General features: G+C 70.2%; 16 protein-coding genes. 9 read left to right on the top strand and 7 right to left on the bottom strand.

What is annotated here, in order from left to right:
* Window positions 1–5 precede the first annotated feature (5 nt).
* Genes ABZ840_RS23450 through pabB form a run of 6 tightly spaced genes read left to right on the top strand, consistent with a single transcriptional unit; the run spans window position 6 to window position 11,956 of the window.
* Window positions 6–5,507: an amino acid adenylation domain-containing protein gene (locus ABZ840_RS23450; protein ID WP_361562055.1), complete on the top strand. Its 5,502-nt coding sequence runs from the start codon at window positions 6–8 to the stop codon at window positions 5,505–5,507.
* A gap of 52 nt (window positions 5,508–5,559) precedes the next feature.
* Window positions 5,560–6,714 carry a Gfo/Idh/MocA family oxidoreductase gene (locus tag ABZ840_RS23455; protein WP_361562056.1) on the top strand — a complete coding sequence of 385 codons (1,155 nt, stop codon included), beginning with the start codon at window positions 5,560–5,562 and terminating at the stop codon, window positions 6,712–6,714.
* Window positions 6,707–7,516 carry an alpha/beta fold hydrolase gene (locus tag ABZ840_RS23460; RefSeq protein ID WP_361562057.1) on the top strand — a complete coding sequence of 270 codons (810 nt, stop codon included), beginning with the start codon at window positions 6,707–6,709 and terminating at the stop codon, window positions 7,514–7,516. Before ABZ840_RS23455 ends, ABZ840_RS23460 begins: the two co-directional genes overlap by 8 nt.
* Window positions 7,513–8,601 (top strand): methyltransferase domain-containing protein, encoded by a 1,089-nt coding sequence (locus tag ABZ840_RS23465; RefSeq protein ID WP_361562058.1) that lies wholly within the window; start codon window positions 7,513–7,515, stop codon window positions 8,599–8,601. Before ABZ840_RS23460 ends, ABZ840_RS23465 begins: the two co-directional genes overlap by 4 nt.
* Window positions 8,602–8,607: 6 nt before the next feature.
* Window positions 8,608–9,786: a 3-deoxy-7-phosphoheptulonate synthase gene (locus ABZ840_RS23470; RefSeq protein WP_361562059.1), complete on the top strand. Its 1,179-nt coding sequence runs from the start codon at window positions 8,608–8,610 to the stop codon at window positions 9,784–9,786.
* A gap of 40 nt (window positions 9,787–9,826) precedes the next feature.
* On the top strand, window positions 9,827–11,956 hold the full coding sequence (gene pabB, locus ABZ840_RS23475; protein ID WP_361562060.1) for an aminodeoxychorismate synthase component I: 2,130 nt from the start codon (window positions 9,827–9,829) through the stop codon (window positions 11,954–11,956).
* Between the two features lie 56 nt (window positions 11,957–12,012).
* Here the strand turns inward: pabB and ABZ840_RS23480 are convergent, their stop codons facing one another.
* From ABZ840_RS23480 to ABZ840_RS23490, 3 genes are all read right to left on the bottom strand, one after another.
* On the bottom strand, window positions 12,013–12,627 hold the full coding sequence (locus tag ABZ840_RS23480; RefSeq protein ID WP_361562061.1) for a TetR/AcrR family transcriptional regulator C-terminal domain-containing protein: 615 nt from the start codon (window positions 12,625–12,627) through the stop codon (window positions 12,013–12,015).
* 99 nt (window positions 12,628–12,726) lie between these two features.
* Window positions 12,727–14,199, bottom strand: a complete 1,473-nt coding sequence (locus tag ABZ840_RS23485; RefSeq protein WP_361562062.1) for an AMP-binding protein — start codon at window positions 14,197–14,199, stop codon at window positions 12,727–12,729.
* A gap of 36 nt (window positions 14,200–14,235) precedes the next feature.
* Window positions 14,236–14,940, bottom strand: coding sequence for a methyltransferase domain-containing protein (locus ABZ840_RS23490; protein WP_361562063.1), 705 nt, complete (start codon window positions 14,938–14,940; stop codon window positions 14,236–14,238).
* Window positions 14,941–15,111: 171 nt separating this feature from the next.
* On the opposite strand from ABZ840_RS23490, the gene ABZ840_RS23495 reads away from it, so the two are divergent.
* Genes ABZ840_RS23495 through ABZ840_RS23505 form a run of 3 tightly spaced genes read left to right on the top strand, consistent with a single transcriptional unit; the run spans window position 15,112 to window position 18,723 of the window.
* On the top strand, window positions 15,112–15,756 hold the full coding sequence (locus ABZ840_RS23495) for a hypothetical protein (RefSeq protein ID WP_361562064.1): 645 nt from the start codon (window positions 15,112–15,114) through the stop codon (window positions 15,754–15,756).
* A gap of 46 nt (window positions 15,757–15,802) precedes the next feature.
* Window positions 15,803–17,482, top strand: coding sequence for an AMP-binding protein (locus ABZ840_RS23500; RefSeq protein ID WP_361562065.1), 1,680 nt, complete (start codon window positions 15,803–15,805; stop codon window positions 17,480–17,482).
* Window positions 17,479–18,723, top strand: a complete 1,245-nt coding sequence (locus tag ABZ840_RS23505; RefSeq protein ID WP_361562066.1) for an FAD-dependent monooxygenase — start codon at window positions 17,479–17,481, stop codon at window positions 18,721–18,723. Before ABZ840_RS23500 ends, ABZ840_RS23505 begins: the two co-directional genes overlap by 4 nt.
* A 34-nt stretch (window positions 18,724–18,757) precedes the next feature.
* Here the strand turns inward: ABZ840_RS23505 and ABZ840_RS23510 are convergent, their stop codons facing one another.
* The 4 genes from ABZ840_RS23510 to ABZ840_RS23525 all read right to left on the bottom strand — a co-directional run bounded on the left by ABZ840_RS23510 (window position 18,758) and on the right by ABZ840_RS23525 (window position 25,610).
* A complete protein-coding gene (locus ABZ840_RS23510) occupies window positions 18,758–19,537 on the bottom strand; it encodes an aminotransferase class IV (protein WP_361562067.1) in 780 nt (259 codons plus the stop codon).
* Between the two features lie 199 nt (window positions 19,538–19,736).
* Window positions 19,737–21,119, bottom strand: coding sequence for an L-serine ammonia-lyase (locus ABZ840_RS23515; RefSeq protein ID WP_361562068.1), 1,383 nt, complete (start codon window positions 21,117–21,119; stop codon window positions 19,737–19,739).
* A gap of 165 nt (window positions 21,120–21,284) precedes the next feature.
* Entirely contained in the window at window positions 21,285–23,972 is a 2,688-nt protein-coding gene (locus ABZ840_RS23520; RefSeq protein WP_361562069.1) for a SpoIIE family protein phosphatase, read from the bottom strand.
* 231 nt (window positions 23,973–24,203) lie between these two features.
* On the bottom strand, window positions 24,204–25,610 hold the full coding sequence (locus ABZ840_RS23525; RefSeq protein WP_361562070.1) for an MFS transporter: 1,407 nt from the start codon (window positions 25,608–25,610) through the stop codon (window positions 24,204–24,206).
* Between the last annotated feature and the right edge of the window lie 89 nt (window positions 25,611–25,699).

Consider the following 25,699-nt stretch of genomic DNA (forward strand, 5'->3'; position numbering starts at 1 on the left):
TTCGGATGAATGCTGCTGAACTGCTCATCGCTGAACTCGAACGACGGGGCATTCAGCTTTGGGAAGAGGACGGCGGACTGCATTACCGGTCGCCGGCCGGAGCCCTGACCCAAGAGCTGCGCAAGGAGCTCCGGCGTCGCAAACCCGAGGTCCTGGAACGGCTGCGCCGGGCCGCCGACGGGTGGACGGCCGAGCCGGATCCGGAGAGCCGTCACGATCCCTTCCCCCTCACGGACATGCAGTCCGCGTACCTGCTCGGCCGCCGGGACGTCTTCGCCTACGGCGGCGTTTCCTGCCACGGCTACGGCGAGCTGGAGTTCGACGTGCTCGACCCGGCACGTCTGGAAGCCGCCTGGCAGAAGATGATCGAACGGCACGACATGCTGCGTGCCACGGTCGCCGACGACGGCACCCAGCAGGTGGCGCCGAGCCGGCCCGCCTATCGCGTCGCCGTCGAGGACCTGGCCTCGGACAGCCCGGAAGAACGCGCTGCCCGGACGGAGGAGATACGGGAGGAAATGGGCCACCGGGTCTACGACAGCACGGTGTGGCCCCTCTTCGACCTCCGTGTGACCCGCGGCCCCGGCAAGGACGTCCTGCACTTCTCCGTCGACTTCCTCATCGCCGACTTCCTCAGCATCCAGCTCCTGCTGGACGAACTCCGTCAGCTGTACGAGTGTCCCGACGCCGAACTGCCGGCTCCGACCATCCAGTTCCGCGACTACCTCCGCGCCGAGCGCGAACTGCGGACAGGTCCTCGCTACGAGGAGGACCGGGCCTACTGGTGGCAGCGGATCGACGAATTGCCGCCCGCCCCCGAGCTCCCGATGGAGCGGGACGCCGGGGCCGAGGGGCGGCCCCACTTCCGCCGGTACGCGTTCGGCCTCACCCCGCCGCAATGGTCCGCACTGCGGGAACGTGCGGGTCGGCACGGCGTCACCGCGTCGACCGCCGTACTCGCCGCGTACACCGAGGTGATCGGCGCGTGGAGCAGACACCCGCGGTTCACCGTGAACCTCACCCTGCTGAACCGCCTGCCCCTGCACCCCGATGTTCCCCGCCTCATCGGCGACTTCACCTCCGTCGACCTCCTTGAGGTCAGCCAGGACCACGGGGTCCCGCTCGCCGAGCGGGCGAGCGCTCTCCAGGGACGGCTCTGGGAGGACCTGGACCACCGACTGTGCTCAGGTGTCGAGGTCATGCGTGAGCTGTCCCGGCGGCGTGGTCAGGAAGCTGCCCTGATGCCCGTCGTCTTCACCAGCGCCATCGGCGTCGGCGGCACCGACGACGGCCTTGGCGAGGAGGCCTGGGGGCAGCTCGGCCACGGCATCAGCCAGACACCGCAAGTGTGGATCGACTGCCAGAACATCGAGCGGCGCGGTGGCCTCGCCACGAACTGGGACGTACGAGAAGGCGTGGTACCGGAGCGCGTCCTGGACGCCATGTTCGACGCCTACCGCACCCTGCTGCTGCGCCTCGCCGAAGGCGACGAAGCGTGGCGCGAACTGGCCCCCGTACCGCTGCCGGCCGACCAGCGTGACCGCCGCCGCGCGGTGAACGACACGGCCGCCCCGCTTCCCGAGGGGCTGCTGCACGAGGAGTTCGTCCGCCAGGCCGGCCTCACCCCCGAACGGCCCGCCGTCATCAGCGCCCGTCGCACCCTGACCTACCGGGAACTGCTGGACCACGCCCGGGCCGTGGCCGAGGAGGTGCGGGACCGCACCGACCCCGGCGAACTCGTCGCCGTGGTGATGGACAAGGGCTGGGAGCAGCCCGCGGCCGTGCTCGGCACCCTCCTCGCCGGTCGCGCGTACCTGCCGGTCGACTCCCTCCAGCCGGAGCTGCGGCGCGACCGGATACTCCAGGACGCGGCCGTCCGCTGCGTCCTCACCCAGTCCTGGCTGGCCGATGCCGCACACGCCACCGGCATCCCCCACATCCCCGTCGACACCCTGGCCCCCGTCACCACGGCCCGCATCCTCGACGAACCGCCGACTGCCCCCGACGACCTCGCATACGTCATTTACACCTCGGGTTCCACAGGGCGGCCCAAGGGGGTGATGATCAGCCACCGCAGTGCCCTCAACACCATCGAGGACATCAACCGGCGGTTCGCCGTCAGCGCCGACGACCGCGTCCTGGGACTCGCCAACCTCGGGTTCGACCTGTCCGTCTACGACCTCTTCGGACCGCTGTCCGTCGGCGGCGCCCTTGTGCTGCCCGGACACGAAGGCCGGTCCGACCCCTCCCACTGGGCTCGCACCGCCGCCGACCACGGCGTGACCCTCTGGAACTCCGTACCGGCCCAGATGCAGATGCTCGCCCACTACCTCAACGCGGAACGCGACCGCATACCCGCCGGGGCGCTCTCTGGACTGAGGCTGGCGCTGCTGTCCGGAGACTGGATACCCGTGACGCTCCCGGGAGAGCTGGCCCGACTGCTCCCCCAGCTGAGGGCCGTGAGCCTCGGCGGAGCGACCGAAGCAGCGATCTGGTCGATCCACCACCCCTTGGACGACATGACGGAGGACCTGCGCAGCATTCCGTACGGTACGCCGCTGGCCAACCAGACGTTCGCAGTCCTCGACCAGGACCTGGGCGACCGCCCCGAACTGGTCGCGGGCGAGCTGTACATCGGCGGCGCGGGCGTGGCCCAGGGGTATCTCGGCGACGACGCGCTCACCGCCGCCAAGTTCATCCGGCACCCCGCCACCGGTGAGCGGCTGTACCGCACCGGTGACCTCGGGCGCTATCTGCCCGACGGCACGATCGAATTCCTCGGCCGCGAGGACGCCCAGGTCAAGATCAGAGGGCACCGGATCGAGCTGGCCGAGGTCGAGGAAGGACTGAGCTCCGCCCCGTCCGTCGGAGCGGCCGCCGCCGTCGTCACCGGAGAGAGCGCTGCCGACCGCAAGCTGTGCGCGTTCGTCACGGGCAAGACACTCGACACAGCCCCCGAGCCCGCCGACGATGTGGTGAGCGACCTGATCGCCGCCGCGGCAGCGGTCCGCGCCGACCTCGAGGGCGACGTCGACGGCGAGGCCATCGGCCGCTTCGTCCGTGAGCTGGAAGCTGCCCTGCTGACCTCCATGGCCCAGACGCTCGGCGAGACCGGGCTGTTCGCGGACGGCGGTGCGGTGACGGCGGCGGACCTCGCCACCGCGCTCGGCGCGCTGCCTGAACACCACTCCCTCGTACGGCGATGGCTCCGCGAACTGGCGGCCGCCGGTATGGTGCGCCGCGACGACGACGGACGCCACTACGGCCTGCAGCCGGCCGACGTCGCGGACCGCACCCGGGCCTGGGAACGCGCCGAGGCGGCTCGAACCGAACGGCTGTGCCCCGCGCCCCTCATGGCGTACTTCCGGGGCAGCGCGGAGAGCCTCCGGGCGCTGCTGCGCGGCGAGGCCAACCCCTCCCGGATGTTCTTCCCCGAAGGGCGCCAGGACGTCGCCGAGGCGACCTACAGCCACAACGTGGCGGCCGAACACAACAACCGTGTCGCGGCACAGGCCCTGCGCTGCATCGCCGAGGCCCGTACGGCCGCCGACGGACCGCTGCGCGTGCTGGAGGTCGGCGGCGGCATCGCCAGCACCACCCGGCATGCCGTGGAGGCCCTGGCCCCCTACGACTTCCACTACACCTTCACCGACGTCTCGCAGTACTTCCTGCAGGGAGCGCGTGCCCGCTTCGCCGACCGCACGGACATGGAGTACCAGCTCTACGACCTCAACGCGGACTACCGGCCCCAGGGCCTCGCCGCGAACTCCTACGACGTGGTGCTGTGCGGCGGCGTGCTGAACAACGCCCGGCACACCGAACGCACGCTGCGCCAACTCAAGGAACTCCTCGTACCGGGCGGCTGGCTGGTTCTCATCGAGGCGACCCGCGAGCACCTGGAGATCAGCGTTTCGCAGGCGTTCATGATGGAGGAGTTCGAGGACTTCCGTGCGGAGCATGACACCACGTTCGTCACCCGGCGGCAGTGGCTGGACCTGACAGCCGCACTGGGCGCCGACTCGGTCGTCTGCCTGCCGGAGGAGGACGACGCGCTCTCCGGGATGGGACAGCACGTCTTCGCGGTACGGCTGCGTCCCGAGCAGGCTCGCGTCCACGGCCCGGCGCTGACCGAGCACCTCCGGCGACGCCTGCCCGAGCACATGATCCCCGCGGAGATCGAGGTCCTCGACGCGCTGCCGCTCACCGACAACGGAAAGGTCGACCGCAAGGCGCTCCGGGAGCGGCTGCGGAGCACCACACGGCCCGAGGACACCGTCGTGCAGGAGGAAGTCACCGACGCCCTCGAAGAGACACTGGCGGCCCTCGCCGCCGACGTCCTCGGTGTCCCGTCCGTGGGCCGGCGGCAAAACTTCTTCGACCTCGGCGGTGACTCGCTGCTGGTCGCCCAGTTCGTCGGCCGCATCCGGGAACAGGTTCACGAATGCGCCGAGCTCTACTTCGACGGCCTGCTGCGGCGGCTGCTCAACCAGCCCACCGTCGCCGAACTCGCCGACTACATCCGTCAGTACCGGCCCGCCGAACAGGCCGCCGGCAGCGCTCCCGCGCTCTCTCCCGTCGTCCCGCTCAACGACGCGTCCGAGGGAGCCTTGCGGGTGCTGGTGCACGAAGGCATTGGGACGATGGCGCCGTACCGGAAGCTGGCCAGGGAACTGGCCGAGCACGGCCCGCTCGCCGGTCTCGCCGTCAACGACATGCGCGGCTACCTTGCTCTGGACGCCGAGCAGCTCATCTCACGGCTCGCCGGTGACTATGCCGAAGAGCTGCTCGCCCAAGGCCACCGGCGGTTCCACGTCGTCGGATACTGCCTCGGCGGCCTGCTGGCCACCGAGATGGCCGGCCGGCTCACCGAAGCGGGCGCGGACGTCGCCTCCCTCACTGTGGTGAGCAGCTACCGCGTCCCGTACCGGATAGAGGACGAGCTGCTCTACGAGTACGCCTTCGGCCGCGTTCTCTCGGCCGACCTGGGAGCGATGGGCTACCACAAGGACGAGGAGCTGATGGGCCGGGCACTGCGCACCGTGCTCGCCGCGACGCCCGGCACGGTCGGCGAAGGGGCCTTCGACGCCCTCGACGGTGATCCGGGTCTGGCCGAGGTCGCAGAGTGCTTCAAGGCGTTGCGCGCACGCGACCCCCAGGAACGGCTGGACACCCTGAGCGCACACCTCCTCGACCAGGGCTCTCCCGTCGGTTCGGCCCAGCAGGTGACTGAGCTCTACGGCGTTTTCCGGCAGAGCTTCGCGGCCGCGACCTCGCACCGGCCCGACCTGTACGCCGGCGACATGACGTTCCTGAACCCGCGGGGCACGCTCCAGTTCCTGCCCGGGCTGCAGTCGGACATGACCGCCTACTGGCGCGACACGTGCCTCGGCGACCTGACGGTGACGGAGGTGCCCGGCGACCACTTCAGCTGCCTGGAAGCCCCGCACGTCGGAACCACGGCGAAGGAGATCCTCGCCGCCGCACAGCGCGGCGGAGCGGCCGGGTGACCGCGTACGTACCGCTGACAGCTGTGGACAGAGAACGGGGAAGGGATTTTTCATGGTGAGGCCGTTGGACACCGGACGCCGGCCGAAGGTCGTGGTGTGCGGTACACGGTGGGGACGGGTCTACCTCCAGGCTTTCCTGGAGCCGGACTTCCCCTTCGAGCTCGTCGGCATCGTGGGACAGGGCAGCGACCGCAGCAAGGCATGCGCGCAGTACTACGACGTACCGCTGTACACCGATGTGCAGCAGGTCCCCGACGACGTGGACATCGCCTGCGTGGTCATCAGCGCGGGAGTGCAGGGGGGCAGGGGAGCCGAGATCGCCCAGGCGTTCATGGACCGTGGCATGCACGTGCTCCAGGAACACGCGCTCCACCACGACGAGCTCGCCGCCTGCCTGCGGGCCGCCCGCAGGAACGGCGTGCAGTACCGGCTGAACACGCATTACCCGCACATCGAGCCGGTGCGCAGGTTCATCGCAGCGGCCCGTGAGCTGTTCTCCCAACAGCGCCCCCAGTTCATCGATGCCACCTGCGCCATTCAGGTCGCCTACACCCTCTTCGACGTCCTCGGCCGAGCCCTGGGTGCGGCACGCCCGTGGGGATTCGCCGACATCCCGGCGATCCCGGACGAGCTGCGCTCGCTCACGGAGCTGGAATTCCCCTACCGCTCCGCGAACGGCGTCTTCGCCGGTGTGCCGATGACACTGCGCATGCAGAACCAGATGAAGTCGAGCGATCCGGACAACTACACCCACCTTTTCCACCGCATCACGGTGGGTACCGACGGGGGCCACCTCACACTCGTCAACACCCAGGGCCCCGTGCTCTGGAGCCCCCGGCCGCACGGGCCGGAAGAGGCCTGGCACACCGTCCGCCTCTTCGACACGGACGCCGTGCACCTCACCTACCCCAGTGCTTCGGTGCTCGGCCCGGTCACCGGCCCCGACTACCGGGAGATCGTCGGCTCGGTCTGGCCAGGGGGCGTACGCACCGCCCTGGGGGCCCTGCGCCGGGCGGCGGTGGCCGGGGACGACCCGCTCAAGGAAGGGCAGTACTACCTCACGCTCTGTCGGCTGTGGCAGGACCTCACGACCCGGCTCGGGTACCCGACGCAGCTCACGCGGTCGGACGCCCCCGACGTACTCCCGGCGGACGACCTGGAGAAGGCCGCTCTCGCCGTGGGGCCGAAGGACGGTTGGCGTGACTGACACGGTGAACCGCACCCCCGGTGCCGACTGGCTCCGGTGTTTCCGGCCCGCTCCGGGCAGCAAGGCCAGACTCGTGTGTTTCCCCCATGCGGGCGGCGCGGCCAGCGCATTCCGCACCTGGCCCCGCCGGCTGGGCGACGGCATCGAGCTGTATGCGGTCCAGTACCCGGGGCGGCAGGACCGCTCGGGAGAACCGCACATCGACGACATGGAGGTCATGGCGGATGCCGTGGCGGCTGCGCTGCGTCCCCTTCTGGACCGGCCGCTGGCCCTGCTCGGGCACAGCATGGGTGCGGCCATCGCGTACGAGGTGGCACAGCGGCTGGCCGGCGAGCCGTTCGCCACGTGCGCCCACCTGTTCGTCTCCGGCCATCCCGCACCGGACATGCAGCGTCCCGGCACTCTGCACGAGAGCAGCGACACCGGCCTCATCGAGGACGTACGCCGCCTCGGCGGCATTGCACCCGAGGCCCTGGACAACCCCACACTGCGCGAACTGTTCCTGCCCACACTGCGCGCCGACTACCGCCTGATCGAACGGTACGCACCGACACTTGGTACGCCGCTGCGTATCCCGGTCACCGCCCTGTGCGGTGCGGACGACCCGGAGATGACCCACGCCGAAGCGCTCGCCTGGTCCAGTACCACCACGGGCGCATTCGCCGTACGGACCTTTCCCGGCGGTCATTTCTACCTCGCCGACCAAGAGGCGCGGGTGGTGGACGCGGTGACCGGGGGGCTCGACGACGTGACCGGCCGGGGCCCTGCTCCACTGCACGGGGGAAGGGGGCTCGCACGATGAACCCGGAACAGGAACGGGAGAACGCGGCACGGGGGTTCGCCATCCGCCTCTTCACCTCGGCGGTCGCCGCCCAGGAGCTGTTCACCTGCTACCTCGGCCTGAAGCTCGGTCTGTACGACGCCCTGACGGACGCGCCCGCGACCTCGGCGGATCTCGCCGAACGCGCCGACACCGACGAGCGTTACACCCGTGAGTGGCTGGAGCAGCAGACGGCCGCCGGAATCCTCACCGTCGACGACGCCGGCCGCCCCGCGGCGGAGCGCCTCTACTCCCTCCCGCCCGGCCACGCCGAGGTGCTGCTCGCGCCGGACAGCCCCTACATGGTGGCGCCCATCGCGGTCCTCCCGATGGGGGCCACCGGCCCGGTCCTGCCCGACCTGCTCACCGCCTTCCGTACCGGAGCCGGCATCCCCTACACCACGTACGGCGAGGATTCCCGGGACGGGCACGCGGGCTCCAACCGCGCGCTGTTCACCCGAAACCTGGCCGACTGGGTCCGCACCGCGCTGCCGGACGTGCACAACCGCCTGCTGGTCGGCGGCCGGGTGGCGGACGTCGGCTGCGGTGCGGGCTGGTCGAGCATCGCTCTGGCCACCGCATACCCCGACATCCAGGTCGACGGTTACGACCTGGACGAGCAGTCGGTGGCCGACGCCCGTCGCCATGCCAAGGAACACGGTGTGGCGGACCGGGTGGACTTCCAGGTACGCGATTGCGCGGACTCCCCGCGGCCCGGCCGTTACCAACTGGTCTGCATCTTCGACGCACTGCACGACATGGCCCGGCCGGTCGACGTCCTGCGTTCCTGCCGTTCCCTGCTCGCTCCGGGCGCGCCACTGCTCGTCATGGACGCGAAGGTCGCCGAGCACTTCACCGCTCCTGCCGGTGAGGTGGAACGCTTCCTGTACGCCGCCAGTGTGCTGCACTGTCTGCCGGTGGGCCGGTCCCAAGAGCCGTCGGCAGCCACCGGAACGGCCATGCGCCCCGCGACGGTGACCGCCTATGCGAGGGAAGCAGGCTTCTCCGGCACTCAGGTGCTGCCCGTGGAGGACATGTACCACCGCTTCTACCGACTGGCCGGTTGAGCAGCCATGCCGACGATTCCGACAGCGTCCGGGGTGCGGCGCGCACCGCAGCAGCCCAATTGGCCGTTGCCCGAGGCGGTGGCCGTCATCCGGAGTGTTCTCGCCACCAGAGCCGGGCTGGTCACTGAGGAGGAATGCCAGGACCTGGCGGCCTCGCTCGGACAGGCCGGCAGGGGAGAGGCGGTGATCCTCCAGGGAGGCGACTGCGCGGAACGGTTCGCCGACGCCGCTCCGTCCGTCGTATCCGCCAAGACGGACCAACTGCTGGATCTGGCGGCAACCATCCGGGACACCAGCGGCCTGCCCACCCACCCCGTCGGGCGCCTGGCGGGCCAGTACGCCAAACCGCGCTCCAGCGAACGGGAGCGTCTCGCCGACGGCCGCAGCATTCCCGTCTACCGGGGCGACGCGGTCAACTCCGCGGCGTACCGCGAAGCCGCCCGCACGGCAGATCCGGCACGACTGCTGCTGGCTCATGACGCCGCCGCAGCGGTGCTCGAAACCGTCAGGCGCTCCTGGACCGACGACCCGTCACAGCCTCGTGTGCGGTGCTCGCACGAGGCCCTGCTGCTCGATTACGAGGAACCGCTGATCAGGGCGGGGCGACGAGGACTGTACGGGGCGAGCGGCCACTTCCTGTGGATCGGGGACCGTACCCGCTCGCCGTACGGTGCTCACGTCCGCCTCGCCGCCACTCTGACGAACCCCATCGGCGTGAAGCTCGGTCCGGGCGTTGCGCCGTCGGAGGCTGCGGACCTGTCCCGGCGCTTGAACCCTCATGGGGTGGCGGGCCGGCTGACGTTCATTGTGCGGCTCGGTGCAGCCTACGTGGATGACCTGCTTCCGGGGCTGATCGCCGAGGTCACCCGCCGGGGCGCCCCCGTGCTGTGGCTGTGCGACCCCATGCACGGTAATACCGTGCCCGGACCCGGTGGCCGCAAGACGCGGCTCATCCGCGACGTCGCTCACGAGGTCATTGCATTCGTCCGCATCCTGCGGCAATCGGGGCAGCTCCCCGGAGGCCTGCATCTGGAAATGACGCCCGAAGACGTCGACGAATGCGTTGACGACGAGCGAGAGCCGGCCAGTGGCCGGTGGCCTCGCAGCTACCGGTCGGCATGCGATCCGCGACTCAACCCCGAGCAGGCCCGGCATATCGTCCACACCTTCAGCAAGCACCTGTGACGGGTCGTCTCCCGGCACCAGGATCGGTGAAAGGCTCGGCATGCGTACGTTGATCATCGACAACTACGACTCCTTCACTCACAACCTCGCGCAGTACATCGGCGAGGTGAACGGCGAACCGTGTGAGGTCGTACGCAACGACGACTCCGGCTTCCGCACGGCGGACCTGTCAGACTTTGACAACGTGGTCATCTCCCCGGGCCCGGGAAGCCCGGAGCGGTCGACGGATTTCGGTGTCTGCGCCGAGGTGATCAGGGACAGCGACCTCCCCCTCTTGGGGGTGTGCCTGGGCCACCAGGGGCTGTGCCAGGCGTACGGCGGAACGGTCGGCCCGGCTTCCGAAGTGCGGCACGGCCGACTGTCGGCCATCACGCACGACGGCCGGGATCTGTTCGCCGGGATTCCCACGCCGTTCGACGTGGTGCGTTACCACTCCCTTGCCGTGACGTCCCTGCCCGACATGCTCGAAGCGACGGCGTGGGCCGGCGACGGCACCCTGATGGGCGTCCGCCACCGCCACCGGCCACAGTGGGGTGTGCAGTTCCACCCGGAGTCGATATGCACCGAGTACGGACGCCGACTGCTGGGGAACTTCGCCTCACTCACACAGCAGGGACAGTGGCGCAGCAGCCGCTCCCCCCGAAACGCATCTCGCGGGACCGGCGCGCCCCTGCTCTCGCGCGCGGAGACCCCTGACGCTGACGGCACCGGACACCGGGTACTGGTACGCCGGATCCGTACCGCGGCGACGGCGGAACAGGCGTTCGCGCACCTCTATGGCGCGAGCCGGACCGCCTTCTGGCTGGACAGCAGCCGCGCCGACTCCTCACTCGGACGCTTCTCCTTCATGGGTGACGCCTCCGGACCGCTCGCGCGCGTGGTCGAACATGATGTGTGGCGGGGCGTCACCACGATACAAAACGGCCCGTCCATCTCAACGGCCTCAGGGCCCTTCCTCCAGTGGCTGGACACGGACCTGCGAGGGATGCCCGTCGAGACACCGGAACTGCCCTTCGACTTCGCTCTGGGCTGGGTGGGATACCTCGGCTACGAGCTCAAAGCCGAGTGCGGAGGTGCGCGCAGCCACCGTTCGGAACAGCCCGATGCCGCCATGCTCTTCGCCGACCGGGCCCTGGCTTTCGATCACCATTCCGGTGAGGTGCATCTGCTCGCACTGGCGGAAGTCGGCGCGGCGGCCGGTGCCGCGGCCGGTACCGAAGCCGCTCGGAGCTGGATGAACGAGACGGAGCAGCGGTTGAGTACGCTGCCGCCCACTCCGCTCCGGCCCGTCGGGAATCCGCACGGCGCCAGTGTTGAGAACGGCCTGACGCTACGTCACCACCCCAAGCGTTACCTCGACCTCATCGACGCCGCGCAGCGTCAGATAAGGGCGGGGGAGACCTATGAGGTCTGCCTGACCAACATGCTCACCGGTACCGCGGACCTCGATCCGTGGGAGAGCTATCGCTTCCTGAGGGAGACCAGCCCCGCCCCGTTCTCCGCGCTTCTGCGCTTCGGGGATCTGTCGGTGCTCAGCACCTCGCCCGAGCGCTTCCTGAAAGTGGGTGCCGACGGTGTGGCGGAGTCCAAGCCGATCAAGGGAACGCGGCCGAGATCTGCCGATCCCCGCGAGGACCAGGAGCTCCACGATGAGCTGTTGACCAGCGAGAAGGAGCGCGCCGAGAACCTGATGATCGTGGACCTGGTACGCAACGACCTCGGGTCGTGCGCGGCCCCCGGGGCGGTCTGGGTGCACAAGCTGTTCGACGTGGAAAGCTTCGCCACCGTCCATCAGCTGGTCAGCACCGTCCGGGCGGGATTGGACGAAGGGGTGACGGCCATCTCCTGCTTCCGCGCGGCGTTCCCCGGCGGCTCCATGACCGGCGCCCCCAAGATCCGGACGATGGACATCATCGACGAGCTGGAGAGCGGGCCGCGCGGTATCTACTCCGGTGCGATCGGCTACTTCTCGCTCAACGGCGCTGCCGACCACAGCATCGTGATCCGCACGCTGGTCGCACAGCACGGAAAGGTGCAGATCGGAGTGGGCGGAGCCATCACCTCGCTCTCCGACGCCCAGGAGGAGCTGACGGAGACGGAGGTCAAGGCGGCCGCGTTCCTGCGGCTGTTCCGTCAACCGTTCCCCGGCAGCGAAGTCGTGAGCCGATGAACGCCTACCCGCGCCGGCAGCCCGCACAGGACCGGCAGCGGTGCTACCGCGTGGGCTCAGTCGGAGCTGCCGATGAAACCATCGACCAGCGCGCCCAGGCCGACCGCGTAGGCGTCGGTCTTGCGGGCGGCCGTCCACTCGTTCGCCAGTCGGGCGAGGTGCGGCATGGCCTCCTGCTCCACCTCGGACACCATGACGATGGAGAGCGGCGAACGGTCGAGCTCCGCCGTACGACGGTCCGTCGAGGTCTGCACGACGATCTCACCGACGGTGTAGTGCCAGATGGCGCGGTAGGCGGTGGCGGCCTCGTGGTGGTCGAGCCCCGCGTCGACGAACGCTCCGAGGATGCTCTCGACCAGCCACAGGACCGAGGGCGCCATCAGGTCACCGGCGGCCAGGACGTCCACGGCCCAGGGGTGGCGGCTGAGCTCGCCGTGCAGCAGGCACCACAGCACGGTGAGCCGCTGCCGGGGGTCCTCGGGCAGCTCCGGCCGTTCGATCCGGGCCACGATCCGGTCGAGGACGAACACCAGCAGCTGGTCCTTGTCGGCCACATGCCGGTACATGGCCATCGGAGAGGTGTCGAGCTCTTTGGCCAGGCGCCGCATGGTCAGTGCCTGGACACCTTCGTGCGTCACGATGTTCTCGCTGACAGTGACGATGTCGTTCAAGGCCAGACGCGGTGGCCGGCCCCCGCGATTGCGTTGCACATCCTGCGGGCTCATTGCAGAAGTTTCGCATCCCTCGACTGGTGTGTGACCACGGTGGTCCTACGGTCGGCCGGTGCGCAGCACGAACCGCTGCAGCTTGCCGGTGGCGGTACGGGGCAGGGCCGGAACGAACTCCACGGACCGAGGTACTTTGAAGGGCGCCAGCCGCTGCCGTGCCTCTGCGAGCAGCTCCCGGGCGACCACGTCGTGGTCACTCCGGTCCAGTGCGACGACGAACGCCCGCAGCTTGGTCGCACCGCGTTCGTCCGGTACTGCGGCCACGGCGGACTCGCGTACGGCAGCGTGGTCGTCCAGCACTCGCTCGATCTCCAGCGGGGACACGGTGATGCCGCCGACCATCTCCAGGTCGTCGGCTCGGCCGACGTGCATGACGTTCCCGTGCTCGTCCAGCGCTGCCCGGTCCCCTGTACGCAGCCAGCCGTCCCGCAGCACCTCGGCCGTGCGTGCGGGCTGCTGGAGATAGCCCGCCATGAGAGTCGGTCCGGATGTCCACAGGTCACCCTCGACGCCGGGGGTGGTGACTTGCCGGTTCTGGGCGTCCCTTACCTCCACCCGGAAGCCGGGGAGCGCCTTTCCGACGGTGCCGGGCACGGCGTCCGCGAGCGTCTGGGCGCAGAACGCGCCGCCGACCTCCGTGGACCCCAGCTCGTCCAGTACGGGCGCGCCGAGCAGCCGACAGGCCTTGTCGGCCAGAGAGGGGCGCAGCGGCTCCCCGGCCGAGACAGCGACTCGGACCCGGTCGAACGCCTCGGGGGAAGCCTCGGCCGTCAGATGCGCCAGCGCGGAGGGCACGGCATGCAGCACGGTGATCGCGAACCGGTCGGCCAGGTCCTCGATGCGGGCGGGCGAGGGACGATCCGCGAGCAGCACCGCCGCCGAACCGGTGTACAGCGGGTACACGAGGGAGTTGCCCAAGCCGTAGGCGAAGAAGAGTTTCGAGACGGACAGGCTGACGTCGGTCGCACCGATGCGAAGCATGTGCGCGGCCACCGCCCGGTGGTGGTGTGTGAAGTCACCATGGCGGTGCACCACGCCGGCGGGCCTGCCGGTCGTGCCGGAGGTGTACTGGATGTACAACGGTGCGTCCGGGGGGACGGGGTGCGCGCGTGCCACGGAGGCCGTCGCCGCCCGCGCCATGAGGTGTCCGACCTCGATCGTCGCCCGGTCGGCAAAACGCGACAGCACGGGTTCCTCCGCCACGATCAGCGCCACCTCGCACTCCTGGACCAGGTGGGCGTGGTCCTCGGCGGGCAGAGCGGGGTTGGTGAGCACCGGAACCGCCCCCAGGCGGGCGGCCGCGAGGAAGGTGATGATCCAGTCGGGCCCGTCGGGCAGGGCCAGCAGCACGCGTCGGCCGGGTTCCAGACCGAGCCCGGCGAGGACCTGGGCGGCACGGGCGGCGAGGTCGTGCACCTGGCCGTGGCTGACGCGGGCGGATTCGGTGAGGTACGCCGTCCTGTCACGCCAGCCATGATGTGCGGCGCGGGCTGCGAGATCGGTGGCGAGGTTCATGGCGGTTCCTTCCTGCGCGTGGGGGAGCGGAGCGGATCAGCGGCCCTGGGCCGGAAGGAACTCGATGAGCTGGTAATGGATCCGTTCGCCGAACGGCGAATCGTAACCAACGGCACGCAGCAGTCGCGGGCGCCGGCCGTACCGCTGGGCCAACTCCGTCAGCTTGGCCGTGTTGCCGAGACTGGTGAACCCCAACAGCAGCCGGCCACCGGGCGCGAGCCTGCTGGGGGCGTCGCGCAGATAGGCGTCGTGTGCTCGGTAGTCGGGGTCGTAGAAGGCGAGTCGCAGATCGCCGCCGGTGGAGGTGCCCGGCCCCTCGCCCGGTTCCTCCACGAAGTTGGAGTTCCAGAAGACGATGTCGTAGCGCTCGCCCGCCGGCAGAGGTGCGAACATGTCGCCCTGGTGGACCGAGAGCCGGTCGGCAACACCGTGGCGCCGCGCGTTGAGGGTGATGTTCTCGGCCGCGGCAGAGGTGATGTCGGTGGCGTGCACCAAGCGGCAGCCACGCAGTGCCGCGGTCACCGCCAGGTAGCCGGTGCCGGACCCGATCTCGCAGAAGGAGCCTCCGACGGGATAGGGGATCCACTCGGCGTACAGCGCGGCGGAGCGGGTCAGATGGGGTGCGTAAACACCGGGCAGCAGGTCCCAGTCCCGGCCGAGCAGCCGGAACGTGGTTCTACCGGATATCCCTTCGTGCTGGTTCAGCAATTGCAGGGCCACCTGGGACGCTGTCGAATCCATGGACAAGAATTCCCTTCCCCGTGCCGGAAGTTCTGGAGAACTGCTGGGGCGCTGGCCAGAGAATGTACCGTATGGTCGCCGTAGAGCAACACCCCGAACCGCAGAGATTTCAGGAGCCGCCGTGTGTGTCATACCGCTTTTCGCTGTTTCACGGGTTGACGAGGTGATGTGATGAGCGCGCTGAGTGGTCTTGCGGGAAACCGGTCCAGAGGTGTGCCGATAATCGATGAAGAGCTGCCCGGGGACCCCTTCGAGCTCTATTCTTCCTGGTGCGCGGAAATTCGTCGTGACCGGGGAGCGCAGGGCGTGCGTGCGGTGTTGGCCACTTCGGGAGGCGGTGTCCGTCCTTCGATGTGGTGCACCCGAGTGGTACGGCTGCCCGGCGGGTTCGCCTGCTTCCTGCACCACCGTGGCAGGATCGGAGCCGCGCTCGCCTCCCATCCCGAGGTGTCTTTGGCCTTCGACTGGTCGGAGCGCGGACGCAGCGTGCTGGCCACCGGCCGCTGTGCTCGCCTGCCCGCCGTCGACTCGGACGCGTTCTTCGGGCGGCTCACGGAGCGGGAGCAACTGGCCGTTTGGACGGGGGGAATGCAGGAGGAAGGGCATTCTCGGGCCGCGGTCGCCGCGGCCGCAGCAGATTTCGCCGATCGGTTCAGCGGCCAGTTGATACCCCGCCCGGGTTGCTGGGGAGGGTATCGGATCACGGTCGATGAAATGCTGTTTCAGCAGGGCAGTGACGACGGAGTGACAGATTGCTTTCGATACGGAAAGCCCCCCGGAGAGGAGGAGTGGAACGTCGTGCGCAGCACGCCATGACGGCACCGGATAGGGTCCTTTCCGGTGTCGGTGAAAGTGCATCTGAATGTCCCTGAGAGTAGGAGAGTCAGTGCTTGCGGGTTGTGTGGAATGGCCGGATGAATTCGTCTCTCGATACATTGCCGAGGGGCATTGGGAAGCCCGGAGTCTGGGCGGTCTGCTGCGCGACTGGGCGCGGGAGCACGACGGGCGGACCGCCCTGGTGGACGGGAAGCAGCGCTGGACGTACCGGGAGTTGGACGAGCGGGCCGACCGCTTGGCCGCAGGCTTCCGTAACCTTGGTCTGGGGCCGGGCGACCGCGTCGTCGTCCACCTTCCCAACACGGCTGAGTTCGTCGCGGTGGTCTTCGCGCTCTTCCGGCTCGGCGCCCTGCCGGTCTTCGCGCTCCCCGCACACCGCCACTCCGAGATCAGTTATCTGTGCGCATACGCCCAGGCCACTGCCTACATCATCCCCGACGAGCACCAGGGGACGGATTTCCGGAAGATCGCCGAGCGGGTTCTGGCCGAAGTGCCTTCCCTGCGTGAGGTGGTGGTGGCAGGAGCGCCCGGCCGCTTCACGGGGCTCGACGAGCTGTACATCGAACCGTGCCGACTGCCCGAACCGGACCCCTGCGACGTCGCTTTCTTCCTCCTCTCCGGTGGCACCACTGGCCTGCCGAAGCTGATCCCGCGCACCCACCGCGACTACGCTTACAACGTCCGGCTGAGCGCCGACAACGCCCGCTTCACCCAGGACACGACGTACCTGACCGTGCTGCCGGCGGCACACAACTACGCCTTTGGCTGCCCCGGCGTCCTTGGAGTACTGCGCGCCGGCGGCAAGGTGGTCCTCGCCGACAGCGGCAATCCCGACCTCGCCTTCCCTCTCATCGAGCGGGAGCAGGTCACCGTGTCCGCTCTGGTGCCGCCACTGGCACTGGTGTGGACGGATGCCGCGGCGACCACCCGGTACGACCTGTCCAGCCTGGAACTGCTTCAGGTCGGCGGCGCGCGCTTCGAAGCGGTCGCGGCACGCCGCATGCTGAACCGGTTCGGCTGTGTTCTGCAGCAGTCCTTCGGCATGGCGGAGGGGCTCCTCGCCCAGACAGCTCCCAGCGACTCCGAAGACATCGTCACCGGTACCCAGGGCCGTCCGCTGTCCCCCGATGACGAGGTGCGGCTGGTCGACAGCGCGGGCCGAGACGTAGCGGAGGGCGAGACCGGGCTGCTCCTGGTGCGCGGCCCTTACACCCTCAGGGGGTACTACCGTGCCGACGAACACAACGCACGCGACTTCACCGAGGACGGCTTCTTCATCACCGGAGACCTCGCCGGCCGCACGCCGTCCGGTCACCTCATCATCCGGGGCAGGGTGAAGGACGTCATCAACCGCGGTGGCGAGAAGGTGTCGGCGGATGAGGTGGAGGGCCATCTGCTGGCGCATCCCGACGTGCGAGATGTCGGCGTGGTCGCCGCCCCGGATGCGCTGCTCGGCGAACGCACCTGCGCTTTCGTGGTGTTCCGCGGGCGACAACGAGAGGGCGCCTTCGGAGAACTGGCCGGCTTCATGCACGGGCGCGGCGTCGCCGACTACAAGATTCCCGACCGCTGGGAAGCGCTGGAAGAACTGCCGAGGACCGGCGTGGGCAAGGCCGACAAGGTACAACTGCGCGCTCGCGCCGCGCGTGGAGCGGCCCGTCGGCCCACCCGGCTTTCCCGCGGCGGCCGAGGAGGCACCCGATGAGCCCGGACGCACAGTCGTCCCCTGCCACCCATGACACCCCCGTCCTCGTGGTCGGGGCCGGCCCGGTCGGCCTAGCCGCGGCACTGGCACTCCGAGCGCTGGACATTCCGGTGACGGTGCTGGAGGCACGGCCTCGCGACGCCCGGCGCCCGGGCAGCCGTGCCCTGTACGTGCACCGCACGTCACTACGGTTGCTGGAGCAGGCCCACCCCGGCCTCGGGCGTGAAATGGCAGATTTCGGAACGGTCTGGCACGCCCGCCGTACCCTCTACCGGGGGCGTGAGGTCTACGCACGCACCTACCCACCGGCTTCGGGGACCGGCCTGCCGCCGTTCACCAGCCTGCGGCAGATCGACACCGAGCGCTTCCTCCGCGATGCCGCGGAATCTGCGGGCGCCCGCATCGAGTGGGACGCTGAAGTCCGCGCTGTCACTGCCTCCTCGAAGGCCGTTCAGGTCACTGTCGCCGACGGACGACAGTGGACCGCACAGTACGTCGTCGCCGCCGACGGTGCGCGGTCCGCGGTCCGGCGTTGTGCGGGCATCGAGCTCGGTGGCAGCCGGGCCGAAGGTTTCCACGTCGTCATCGACGTGGCCGACGGCTCACAAAAGCGGCCGGCGGCCCGCGAGTTGCACTACGCACACCCGCGAGCGGGCGGTCGCCATGTGCTGACGGTGCCTTTCACGGGCGGATTCCAGATCGATCTGCAATGCAAGGAGGACGACCCGGTCGAGAAGTTCACCGACCGGGATGTGCTCCAGCGGTGGCTGCCCAGGATGATCGGCTGCCCGGAGGTGATCGGCGACCTGATGTGGGTCTCCCAGTACCGCTTCCTGCAGGTAATGGCGGACCGGTTCACCGATGGTGCCGGCCGTGTCCTGCTGGCCGGCGAAGCGGCGCACCTCTTCCCTCCGTTCGGAGCGCGGGGGATGAACAGCGGCATCGCCGACGCCGACGCTGCGGCCACGACGATCGCGCTCGCTCTGTCGGCGGTTTCCGCGGAACGGGCGCGAGCCGCTGTGAATGCGTACGCGCGTGACCGCCGAGCTGCCGCTGTCGACAACAGCGCGGCGGTCGGTGCGGCCCTCTCGCACCTGCGGCCTGCCGGGAAACTCGCCCAGGCGAAGATCGAAACCGCCGGACGCCTGGCGCCCTGGGTCCCGCGCCTGGGTGAGTGGCTGGAGCGCGCCCCGTACGGGCCGCGCACGACCCACCGGAGACGCCCCGGCCCTGGCTACTGAGCATCGGGTTCGCGTCCGGCCTGGCCCTCCGGTGTCAGACGCGGTCTCCCGGGATCTTCTCGTACCGCTGCCTCAGGTCGGCGAGTACGGGATGCTCCGCGTCCAGCTGAACGTCACCGATGGCGGAGAGGGGGCGGACGGCGACCGACGTGTTGGTGGCGAACGCTGCGCGCATCCGCGGCACGTCGTCGGGGGTGACAGGACGCCTCACCGACGTATGCACCTCCTGCAGCAGGCGCATGGTCACTCCCGACAGCACGCGGGCTTCGGGCCACACCACACGTTCCTGGTCGTCGACGAAGCCGACGTTCCACGTCCCGCCCTCGGAGACGACCCCGGTCTCCGGATCGGTGAACAGTACGTCGTCGAAGCCCGCCCGCTGCACCGCCCGCCGGAGGGCCAGCTGGCCGAAGAGACCGGTGTGTTTCACCTCCGGCATGTCCCGCTGGTACGCCCTCGTCGTGACGCGCAACGGAGGCAGGTCGTGCGCTGCCGGCCGGCAGGTGACCAGGACCCGTGGCCGAGCCTCGGCACCGGGGTGCGCCGTTCCCAACGCCGGGTCGAAGACCGTTACGCGGACGATGAACGTCCCCTCCCGCTGCGCCGCGGCGTGTCTCACGAACGAAAGGACACGGGCACGGTCCAGCTCCACGTCGAACACCGTCCGGCAGTCACGGACGAGGCGGTCGAGATGGCGAGACAGGCCTTTGGCCATCCCGTCGTCGACGCGCAGAGAGGTGAAGTGGCCGAGGTTGGTGAGTGCGAGCGCCTTCAGACTATCGGCGTCGACCGGGTTGCCATCGAGGAAGTCCATCACGGCAGTCTGACATCGACCGCGCCCTCTACCGACCGGTTCGCGCTCGCTCCGTACATGGGCTCAGCGCCCCGGGAAACGCTGCAACAACTGGCCCGCCATATTGCCGGGACGAGGCGGCGACCGCTCTTGTGGAGGCCGGGTACCGGGGGCGGGGGCGTCGATGCCCCGTTCGCCGGACAGTTCGGAGACGCTGCCCTCAGCACTCGATGACGTTCACCGCGAGGCCGCCCCGTGCCGTCTCCTTGTACTTGACCTTCATGTCGGCGCCGGTGTCCTTCATGGTCTTGATGACCTTGTCGAGGGAGACGTGGTGGCGGCCGTCGCCGCGGCGGGCCATGCGGGCGGCGGTGACGGCCTTGACCGCTGCCATGCCGTTGCGTTCGATGCATGGGATCTGGACGAGGCCGCCGACCGGGTCGCAGGTGAGGCCGAGGTTGTGTTCCATGCCGATCTCCGCGGCGTTCTCCACCTGCTCCGGGGAGCCGCCCAGGACCTCGGCGAGGCCGCCGGAGGCCATGGAGCAGGCCGAGCCGACCTCGCCCTGGCAGCCGACCTCGGCGCCGGAGATCGAGGCGTTCTCCTTGAAGAGAAGTCCGATGGCGCCGGCCGCCAGCAGGAACCGCACGATGCCGTCGTCGTTCGCGCCGGGGACGAAGTCGAGGTAGTAGCGCAGGACGGCGGGGATGATGCCGGCCGCGCCGTTGGTCGGGGCGGTGACCACCCGGCCGCCCGCCGCGTTCTCCTCGTTGACCGCCATCGCGTAGAGGGTGACCCACTCCATCGCGCGGCCCGCCGGATCGCCCTCCGCCCGCAGCGCCTTGGCCGCGGCGGCGGCCCGGCGGCGCACGCGGAGCCCGCCCGGCAGGATGCCCTCGCCGGCCAGGCCGCGCGTCACGCACGCCGCCATCACGTGCCAGATCTCCAGCAGACCGGCCCGGATCTCGCTCTCGGTGCGCCAGGCCCGCTCGTTCTCCAGCATCAGGGCCGAGATCGACAGGCCCGTCTCCCGGGTCAGGCGCAGCAGTTCGTCGCCGCTGCTGAAGGGGTACTTCAGCACCGTGTCGTCCGGCTTGATGCGGTCCTCGCCGATCGCGTCCTCGTTGACGACGAAGCCGCCGCCGACGGAGTAGTACGTCTTCTCCAGCAGCGGTTCGCCGTCCGGGCCGTACGCGAAGAGGGTCATGCCGTTCGCGTGGTACGGCAGGGAGCGGCGGCGGTGCAGCACCAACTGGCGGTCCGCGTCGAAGCCGATCTCGTGGGCATCGCCGACGTCGCGGCCCAGCAGCCGCAGCCTTCCGGTCGACATGATGCGCTCGACGTCCGGCTCCGCCCGCGCCACGTCGACCGTGTGCGGCTCGTTGCCCTCCAGGCCGAGCAGGACGGCCTTGGGCGTCCCGTGGCCGTGCCCGGTGGCGCCGAGCGAGCCGAACAGCTCGGCGCGTACCGATGCCGTCCGGGCCAGCAGCCCCTCCTCTTTGAGCCGGCCGACGAACATGTGGGCGGCCCGCATCGGGCCGACGGTGTGCGAACTGGAGGGACCGATGCCGATGGAGAAGAGATCGAACACGGAGATGGCCACGGGTGGGCTCCCTTGTCTGCGCCTCGGTGCGGTGGACGGAGCCGACGAGGTTCGTCTGTGATGTCTCTGATGACGCAACCACCATCGCTATACGCAACAGCCTTTCGCGTGAGTTCAGGCGCTGTCAAGGGGAGGAGACGTACCGCGGCCGGACGTGCGGCGCCGTTAGAACGCGGTGTCGTCCCACTGGTCCAGCAGTGCGTCCCCCAGGTCCTCGCCGGCGTCGGACGCCGGGCCGCGCAGGGACTGTTCGGTCCAGATGACCTTGCCGCGGGCCGTGTACCGCGTGCCCCAGCGCTGCGCGAACCGGGCGACCAGGAACAGGCCGCGCCCGCCCTCGTCGCCCGTCTTCGCGCGGCGCAGATGGGGCGAGGTGCTGCTGCCGTCCGCGACCTCGCAGATCAGGGTGGCGTCGTCGTACAGCAGCCGGAGCCGGATGGGTTCGGCGCCGTAGCGGACGGCGTTGGTGACCAGCTCACTGACCAACAGCTCGGTGGTGAAGGCGAGCTCCTCCAGTCCCCAGGCCACCAGCCGGCGGGCGGCCTCGGCGCGCACCCCGGAGACGGCGGCGGGATCGCGCGGCACGTCCCAGGCGGCGACGCGGTCCGGATCCAGCAGCCGGGTGCGGGCGACGAGCAGCGCGACGTCGTCCGCCGGCCGCGCGGGCAGCACCCCGTCGATGACGGCCCGGCAGGTCTCCTCCGGGGTGCGGCCGGGGTGGGCCAGGGCGGTGCGCAGCAGGTCCAGGCCGGTGTCGATGTCGCGGGTGCCGTCCGTGAGGAGCCCGTCGGTGTACAGGACCAGCTGCGCCCCCTCGGGCACCGCGAACTCGGCCGTCTCGTACGGCAGGCCGTCGCCCAGGCCCAGCGGCGGGGAGACCGGCACGGCCGGGTACTCCACGGCACCGTCCGGGTGCACCACGGCCGGTCCCGGATGGCCGGCCCGGGCGAGCGTGCACGTCCCCGGGACCGGGTCGTAGATGGCGTACAGACAGGTGGCTCCTGACACCTCCGTGGTGTCGCCCTCGGGGGCCTCGTCCGCGTCGAGGCGGGTCACCAGCTCGTCCAGGCGGCCGAGCAGTTCGTCGGGCGGCAGGTCCAGGGAGGAGAAGTTGTGCACGGCGGTGCGCAGCCGGCCCATCGTCGCCGCTGCGTGCAGCCCGTGCCCGACCACGTCGCCCACCACCAGCGCCACCCGGGCTCCGGGCAGCGGAATCACGTCGAACCAGTCGCCGCCCACCCCGGCCCGCGCCGGCAGATAGCGGTGGGCCACCTCGACGCCGGAGTGCGCGGGCAGGGCGTGGGGCAGCAGGCTGCGTTGCAGGGTGACCGCCATGGTGTGCTCGCGGGCGAAGCGGCGGGCGTTGTCGAGGGACACCGCGGCGCGGGCTGCCAGCTCCTCGGCGCCCGCCAGGTCCTCCGGTGTGAACGGCGCCTTCTCCGAACGCCAGAAGTTGACCGCGCCCAGCACGGTCCCGCGCGCCCGCAGCGGCACCGAGATCAGCGAATGGATGCCGTACTCCAGGACCCGCCGGGCGCGGTCCGGCTGCTGTGCGCGCCAGCCCTTGGAGGCGGCCAGGTCCGGTTCGAGTACCGCGTGCCCGCTCGCCACGGCGACGGCCATGGGTCCGGCGGGCGCCGACCTGACCACCTCGCCGACGGGGAGGAGGGGCTGGTCGGCACGGATGCCGTGGAGCGCGGTGCGGCGCATCTCACCGCTCGCGACGTCGGGCTCCTCCCCGCGCGCGACGGCCGCCAGCAGTTCGACGCTGGCGAAGTCGGCGAACCGGGGGACCGCCACCTCGGCCAGCTCCTCGGCGGTGCGCTCCGCGTCGAGCGTGGTGCCGATGCGCGCCCCGGCGTCGTAGAGCAACTCCAGGCGCTGCCGGGCCACCTCGGCGCGGCCCGCCAGCGCCCGCAGATCGGTGGTGTCGCGGAGGGTGACCACGCTGCCCGCGCGGTCGCCGCGGTCGTCGACCGGCCGCACATTGATCGCCAGGAGCCGGTCGCCGGCCGGATGTACCTCGTCGGTGGCCGTCCGGCCCGACGCCAGGAGTTCGGCGGTACCCGTAGCCAGTCCCAGGTCGGTGACATGCCGCCGCTCCGCGTCCGGCGGCAGGCCCAGCAGGCGCTGCGCCTCGTCGTTGGCCAGCAGCAGCCGGCCCTCACCGTCGAGGACGAGTACGCCTTCCCGGACCGAGTGGAGCACCGCGTCGTGGTGCTCGTACATCCGCGTCATCTCGGCCGGCCCCAGGCCGTGGGTCTGCCGCAGCAGCCGCCGGCTCACCCAGGCCGACCCGGCCGTGGCCAGGACCAGTGCGCCCGCGGCGGAACCGAGCAGCAGCGGCAGCTGGTCCGACACCCGCGCGTTCACGCTCTCGACCGTGATGCCGACGGACACCAGCCCGGCGACCTTCCCCTTGCCGTCGACGACGGGAACCATCGTGTCCACCGCGCGGCCCACGCCCGGCGTCCGGTACGTGGTCTGGTAGACCTTGCCCGCGAGCGCTTCGGAGTAGGGGCCGACGACGTGCTTGCCGATCAGCTCGGGGTCGGGGTGCGTCCAGCGGATGCCGTCGGGGCTGAACGCGATGATGTAGGTGACCCCGGACCGCTTCCGCGCCTCCTCGGCGCGCGGCTGCAGCAGTGCGCTGGGGTCGGCGGAGCGCATGGCGCCGAGCGTCCCCGGGGCGTGCGCGAACGCCTCGGCCCCGGCGAGCGACCGGCTCCGGGCCTCCTGCAGACTCGACGCCCTGGCCTGGAGGAAGAGGGCCACCACGGCGGCGATGACGAGCAGCAGCACCACCCCCAGATGCAGCAGGAACCCCTGTCCGGCGACGCTCCGCGCGCTCATCAGCGAACGCGGGCGACCACCCGGCGACGGACGCCGGTTCGATGAGCGCCGGCCGGCGAAGCGGCGGGAGGACGACAGGGAGGACAGCCGGAAGGGGGACATATCCATACATCCAGTATGCTCGGCGATCGTTGGGCGGCCGCGGTGCCGGGCCGGTCCTCGGCAGACAGCCGGCCGGCCTCGTCGGAGGCCGGCCGGCTGTCTGCCGCGCGGGACGATGCCCTTACGGCGTCAGGAATTGTCGAATTCGTCTTCCCGGAGGCGCACGGGGCGCTCCTCACCGGCCGTGGCGGGATGCGTCGCGGGGAGGGCGCTGGTCTCCGCCAGCGTGCGGCCGCGGGTCTCCTCGGCCCACAGCACGGACACCAGCCAGCCCACCAGGGTGATGCCGGCGCCGATCAGCATGGTCACGCCGATGCCGAGCCTGCTGAGTGAGATGGGCAGCAAGTAGGTGCCCGCCGCGGCCCCGACGCGGCTGATGGAGGTGGCCACGCCGCCCGCCGTCGCCCGGATGCTGGTGGGGAACAGCTCGTTGGGGTACGTCCACTCCAGGACGGTGGGCCCGCCGGAGAAGAGGGCGTAGGCGCAGAAGCACAGCACGACCACCGCGAGGGGCAGTGAGGAGCCGCCGCCGAGCACCACGAGCGGCACTGCCATGAGCGCGAACGACCAGATGATGACGGGCCGGCGGCCGACCCGGTCCACCAGCCGCAGCGCCGGCAGGCAGCCGAGCACGAACACGACGCTGATCAGTGCCGAGCCGAGGTTGTTGTCGTTGCCCTCTCCCAGGCCGAAGGAGCCCAGGATGGTGGGGCCGAAGGTGTACAGCGCGAACATCGGCGTGATCTGACACATGTAGAACAGGCCGCAGAACAGTGTGCGTCGCAGGTACCGGCCGTGGAAGAGGTCGCGGAAACTGTGCTGTTGCAGCGACTGCTCGGTGGCCGCGGCGGCGAGCAGCTCATTGGTCGGGACGATGCGGCCGAGGGCACGCTTGATCGCCTTCTGGGCGTCTTCCGTACGGCCCTTGTTGACCAGCCACAACGGTGATTCGGGTGTCCCGATGCGCATGAGGAGGATCAGTGCGCTCAGTACGGCGGAGGAGGCGATCATCCAGCGCCAGGTGCCGGACCCGCCGATCTCGGCCATCACGTAACCGACGACGTACGCGGCGGCCGCGCCGATGTACCAGGCGAGGATGAGGACGCCGAGCAGCCGGCCGCGGTGCTTGTTCGGCACCCACTCGGCCAGCAGCGAGGTCGCGATCGGGTAGTCGGCTCCGATGGCCACGCCGAGGATGAAACGCAGGATGACGAACTGCCAGGTTTCGGTGGCGAAGACCGACAGGACGGATCCGCCGACCAGCACCGCCAGGTCGATGGTGTACATCGCCTCCCGGCCGAGCCGGTCGGTGACGGCTCCGAAGAAGAGGCCGCCGATGAAGATGCCGACCAGGGCGGCGGCGCCGATGAGGCTCTCGTCCGCCGTGGTCAGGTGCAGTTCGTTGCTCATGCCGATCAGCGAGACGCCGATGATGCTGAGCAGGTAACCGTCGAGGAACGGGCCGCCCGCGCAGGCCCAGGTGAGTTTTCGATGGAACGCGTTCAGAGGTGCCTCGTCGATGGCACGGATGGACATGGAGAACTCCCGGGGCAGGGGGCGGTGGACGGCGCGGGCCGCACAGCGCGACGCCCGTCCCGCCGCGCCCGGCCGTGCGCCGGGGGATC

Origin of the sequence: Streptomyces sp. NPDC047117 (genome assembly GCF_040643545.1) — a bacterium.
In the GTDB taxonomy this organism is placed as follows: domain Bacteria; phylum Actinomycetota; class Actinomycetes; order Streptomycetales; family Streptomycetaceae; genus Streptomyces.

Excerpts from the sequence above, each read along its gene's own strand:
- ABZ840_RS23500 (WP_361562065.1), top strand. The coding sequence starts at position 15,803 with ATGTCCCTGAGAGTAGGAGAGTCAGTGCTTGCGGGTTGTGTGGAATGG.
- ABZ840_RS23455 (WP_361562056.1), top strand. The coding sequence starts at position 5,560 with ATGGTGAGGCCGTTGGACACCGGACGCCGGCCGAAGGTCGTGGTGTGC.
- ABZ840_RS23465 (WP_361562058.1), top strand. The coding sequence starts at position 7,513 with ATGAACCCGGAACAGGAACGGGAGAACGCGGCACGGGGGTTCGCCATC.
- ABZ840_RS23450 (WP_361562055.1), top strand. The coding sequence starts at position 6 with ATGAATGCTGCTGAACTGCTCATCGCTGAACTCGAACGACGGGGCATT.
- ABZ840_RS23525 (WP_361562070.1), bottom strand. The coding sequence starts at position 25,610 with ATGTCCATCCGTGCCATCGACGAGGCACCTCTGAACGCGTTCCATCGA.
- ABZ840_RS23490 (WP_361562063.1), bottom strand. The coding sequence starts at position 14,940 with ATGGATTCGACAGCGTCCCAGGTGGCCCTGCAATTGCTGAACCAGCAC.
- pabB (WP_361562060.1), top strand. The coding sequence starts at position 9,827 with ATGCGTACGTTGATCATCGACAACTACGACTCCTTCACTCACAACCTC.
- ABZ840_RS23485 (WP_361562062.1), bottom strand. The coding sequence starts at position 14,199 with ATGAACCTCGCCACCGATCTCGCAGCCCGCGCCGCACATCATGGCTGG.
- ABZ840_RS23510 (WP_361562067.1), bottom strand. The coding sequence starts at position 19,537 with ATGGACTTCCTCGATGGCAACCCGGTCGACGCCGATAGTCTGAAGGCG.
- ABZ840_RS23470 (WP_361562059.1), top strand. The coding sequence starts at position 8,608 with ATGCCGACGATTCCGACAGCGTCCGGGGTGCGGCGCGCACCGCAGCAG.
- ABZ840_RS23520 (WP_361562069.1), bottom strand. The coding sequence starts at position 23,972 with ATGAGCGCGCGGAGCGTCGCCGGACAGGGGTTCCTGCTGCATCTGGGG.
- ABZ840_RS23505 (WP_361562066.1), top strand. The coding sequence starts at position 17,479 with ATGAGCCCGGACGCACAGTCGTCCCCTGCCACCCATGACACCCCCGTC.
- ABZ840_RS23495 (WP_361562064.1), top strand. The coding sequence starts at position 15,112 with ATGAGCGCGCTGAGTGGTCTTGCGGGAAACCGGTCCAGAGGTGTGCCG.